The organism is Streptomyces sp. NPDC058086 (assembly GCF_042885015.1).
Lineage (GTDB): Bacteria > Actinomycetota > Actinomycetes > Streptomycetales > Streptomycetaceae > Streptomyces.
Map to the genome: position 1 here is coordinate 1 of NZ_JBHVST010000245.1, position 3,977 is coordinate 3,977.

The following is a 3,977-nucleotide window of genomic DNA, read 5'->3' on the forward strand; positions in this document are numbered from 1 at the left end:
CCCCGGCACCACACACAACCGAAGTAAGAGAGAAATGATGAGCATGACCGACCGCGAACCGCAGGCCCTCGATGTCCTGGACGACGCCGGACGAAAGGTGCTGTTCACCGAGGCCCGCACCGCGAACACCTTCGCCGAGGCGGCCGTTGCGGACGACGAACTGGCCATGATCTGGGAACTCGCCCGCTGGTCGCCGAGCGCCGCCAACGGCCAGCCTCTGCGCGTGCTCTTCGTGCGCACCCGAGAGGGCAAGGAGCGACTCGTCCGGCATCTCGACGAGGGCAACAGGGCCAAGACGCTCAGTGCGCCGGCCGTAGCGGTCCTGGCGTACGACCTCGACTTCCACGAGCAGATGCCGACGGTCTTCCCGGCCCGCGGGGACTTGCTGCGAGCGGCGTTCGCCGACCAGACCGACGCGCGCGAGAGCATCGCGGCCTACAACTCGGCACTGCAAACCGGGGTCTTCCTTCTCGCGGTCCGTGCGGCGGGGTTCGCGGCCGGTCCCATGGCGGGCTTCGACAAGGCCGGTGTGGACGAGGAGTTCTTCGCCGGTACCAACTGGCGCTCGCATCTGGTGGTCAACATCGGACACCCCGGTGCCGACCCGTGGTTCCCGCGGCTGCCCCGCGTGCCCGTCGAGCACGCCCTCGCCTGGGCCTGATGGCACTGCAGCCGCCTGGTCGCGCGGGATCCTAAGTCCGATCAGCCCGAGAGTGGTCGGCGTAGAAGTGAGAGGTGCCATGCCGTGGTCGCCGGTGCTCTCCTGAGTACCGGCGACCACGCACACCGCTTGGACTGCGACCACGACTACCGCCGGGATCGTGGTGACGGCCACCGCCGGGACCAGGGCACCAGCTCCTCGTGGGGCGATCGCGGTGGGGACCGCGACGGCGGGAGCCACTACAACCACGACCGGCAGGGCAGTGGCCGCTGACACGAACATGGCTCTTGCCAGGCAACCAAGGTTGCCTGCATCCCTGTGATGTCCCCGGCGGTCAGCGGTGGCTTTGTCTGCTCCTGCCGACCGGCCGGACACCCTGGCGACAGCGCGAGATGTAGCTCCCGCGAGCGCCCTCGTGCCGTCCGCCACCGGTCCTGCCGCAACCATCCCTACGGCTCGAGGCTCCAGGAGCGAACCCATGCGCCGTTGCAGGCCGAGACCGCCCTGACCAGCTGCCTGGACCCCGTGGCGACGTTTAGCGTGGCCATCCTGAGGCTGGCACACTGAATGTGTGTCCCCGTTGATGACCGCTGCTGATCAGAATGCGTCCTCATCGATTACCGGCGCCGCCGTCGTGTCGGTCTGCGCATTGGTCTTCACGGTCTCCTCATTCTGGTGGATCAATGCCAGACAAGGGCGCCTGAAGACATGGGAACCTCATTCCTTTGCAGCGGTTTTCAACTACTCTCTGGTTCGCCTGCGGCTTCCGCTCGTCCTTCACAACACCGGCGCCAAGCCGATAGTTGTGCAGGATCTCAGGCTCACCTTCCCTGATGAGCCCGCCTCTCATCTACCACTCTTGTGGATGTCTTCGCCGTCTCGTCTCCAACCCGGACCGGACGAGGAACCGAAGTTGCCGGCCGGATTCGTTGTGGCCGGAAGAGAAGCTCAACAACTTTTCATCGAGCTTGAGGCACCGTTTCCCGGGCTCCTTCCGGAGGCCCGTGACTACAGGGTCCAAATTCAAGTGAGGGTTGGCCACCGCAAGGGGTGGCGCCCGCTTCTGACGTTCACGTTGAGGACCACCAACATCATTGATCCTGACCGGTACGCCGTCTGCAACAACGCACCTCTTGAACTGACGAAGGAGGATCAGCAAAAGGCAGACGCTGCGCTCCTGGAGCTGTTGGACAACCAGGGGAAGGACGCTTCCGCGCAGGGTGGGACCACGCAGCGAGACTCTTCGAGCGACGACGGCAACGCCGGTACCGACCTGTAGGCCGGGAAGATGGTCATGAGACCGGCAAGGGCGGACGTGTTGATTCACTGCACGTACGGCACGTCCTGACCGTTGCGCCCGTTCGGCGCCGCCGCCCGCCCGGGCTTCCTCCATCGAACATCTCGTGATGGGAGTGACGGAGCGTGGAGTGCTGCATCCACACCCCGATGACCGCACTGGCGTCCTGCCTCGCGCCACCGGCCCCCAAGGGACCGAGAAGGGGTAAGCGATCGCTTGCCGCGACCGTATTCGCTGCGTGTCGGTGTTCAGCGTTCAGCGTCTTCTACCGCCTGCTTAATGCCGCGCAGCGCCTCGTCGAGGCCGTGGTGGATCCGCTCGCCTTCCGTGTGCTCGGTATGCAGCTCCACGGTAAGGCGGCAGGTATCGGCGGTCTCACCTGGGCCCACGTGCAGCTGCCCGTGATAGTCGTGCGGCCCCGGCACACCCCATTCCAGGCTCTTGCCGTCCTCTACCACTGTCACCCACGCCTCACTGGTCACGTCCTGTTCCGGCGCATCAACGGGTTCGACGTGGGCGGTGACAGTGACCTTGTCGCCGTCGTGAGGGCGCGCCGCCCTGAGCCGCGGCATGTACGAATGCAGATGCTGCACATCGGACAGGTAAGCAAAAAGCCGGTCCGAGGGCACGTGCACGGTGATGCTGTCACTGAAGTCACCCATAGTTCGAACGGGTCCCCCGAGCGCTCTGTGACGAAACGGAACAGAGCATCGATCGCCCGGTTTGCGCAGAGACCATTCACCACGGCCCGGTGCGCCGAACGCAGAAACCGGAGGCTGGCGGTTGCGGCCATGGAGGCAGCCTTACGGGTGGAATTCGCCCTTTGTGGACGATCATGTTACGTATTTCCCCCCAACGGCAGCGTCACCTTCCCCACCCACACGTTCGAGCCCGACTCCCTCGTAGTACATCGGGCTCCGTGCGGGTTGCGGTCAGTCCCACCAGCCGTCGCTGGCGTGCCAGCGCTGCACCCACTCCAAGAAGCCGAGCGCTCTCGGCATGGGATATGGGTAGGCGCCGACGCCGGTGACGAGCCAGACCTTGCCTCGTTCAGAACCGGTCACGACGAGGACCGAGTAGGAGAGTCCATCGTCGGTGCCGAGCAGGATAGTGCCGTGGTTGGAGACGGCGGCGACGCGCTCGTGGTGGTCTTCGGTTAGGGGCTCACCTTCCCAGGACCAAGTCTCCTGGAGCGGGAACAGGCGGCGGGATTTCGATCCCCTTGGTTGGGCCAGTCCGAGGGGAGCCAGCCGGGGGGGGCAGGAGGCCACCATCTTCCGGTGGCCCGAGGGATGACCCGTTGGCGATCTCGACGACCAATCTCCGGTATGGCTCCGGGAGGACGACCCTGTTTTCGGATTCCCACGCCGAGACGGCTGGCGATCACCGCAGCCGGCACGCTTCGGCGAGCAGCTCGGCCTGGCGGAACCAGTCACCGGGAACAGCAGGGCGGTTCAGGGTGGGCCCGGCAGGCGGGTCTTTCAGGGCTGGTCGTCCAGCAGGCCGAGTTCCTGCCGCATCTGCTGGACCCGACGTGAGGCGCGGATGGCGTCGTCGTCGGTGAGTTCGCTGAGGACGGCCTGGACGGCGGCGACCATGGCGGTCAGGGAGGGGCGGGCCTGGATGCCCTCGACGGAGGTGACGATCAGGTGGTCGGCGTACTCGGCGAGAGGCGTGGAGTCCAGGTCGGTGAGGACGCTGACGGTGGCGCCTAGCTTGCTCCACTCGCAACCAAAGAAGCTCCGTCACAACAACGGCGGCACCTGACAAGAGCCATATGTTCGAATTACGTTCGATATATTGTTCGTGGGACGGACGAATTACCCCTGCAGCTGGAGGTGGGCGACATCTCACGAAGCGTCTGCGTCCGATTCTTCTGCATCGGCGAGCACGGCACCTCCCTGCCCTGACACTGCAGCGACTGCTAGGACGTGTTTGAGATGTTGATCAAGGTCGTGAAACGATCTTCAGATGTCTCGTGGCGATCTGACGGATGCGCAGTGGGAGCGGCTGGAAGCG

Annotated in this window: 5 protein-coding genes; 3 read left to right on the forward strand and 2 right to left on the reverse strand. The window is 65.1% G+C overall.

The genetic code is table 11. From position 1 onward, the window contains the following. Positions 1 to 43: 43 nt before the first annotated feature. The 3 genes from ACFVWD_RS57695 (at position 44) to ACFVWD_RS57705 (ending at position 1,940) form a co-directional block, all read left to right on the forward strand. On the forward strand, positions 44 to 661 hold the full coding sequence (locus tag ACFVWD_RS57695) for a malonic semialdehyde reductase (protein WP_389607145.1): 618 nt from the start codon (positions 44 to 46) through the stop codon (positions 659 to 661). 84 nt (positions 662 to 745) lie between these two features. Beyond that, a complete protein-coding gene (locus ACFVWD_RS57700) occupies positions 746 to 934 on the forward strand; it encodes a hypothetical protein (protein WP_389607147.1) in 189 nt (62 codons plus the stop codon). 298 nt (positions 935 to 1,232) lie between these two features. Next, the gene (locus tag ACFVWD_RS57705; protein ID WP_389607148.1) at positions 1,233 to 1,940 is read left to right on the forward strand and encodes a hypothetical protein; all 708 of its coding nucleotides are present in this window, start codon (positions 1,233 to 1,235) and stop codon (positions 1,938 to 1,940) included. 266 nt (positions 1,941 to 2,206) lie between these two features. Here ACFVWD_RS57705 and ACFVWD_RS57710 read toward each other — a convergent pair whose 3' ends face one another. Both ACFVWD_RS57710 and ACFVWD_RS57715 read right to left on the reverse strand, forming a co-directional pair. Continuing rightward, on the reverse strand, positions 2,207 to 2,620 hold the full coding sequence (locus tag ACFVWD_RS57710; protein WP_389607150.1) for an SRPBCC family protein: 414 nt from the start codon (positions 2,618 to 2,620) through the stop codon (positions 2,207 to 2,209). 270 nt (positions 2,621 to 2,890) lie between these two features. Continuing rightward, a complete protein-coding gene (locus tag ACFVWD_RS57715) occupies positions 2,891 to 3,022 on the reverse strand; it encodes a hypothetical protein (RefSeq protein WP_389607152.1) in 132 nt (43 codons plus the stop codon). Positions 3,023 to 3,977: the final 955 nt, after the last annotated feature.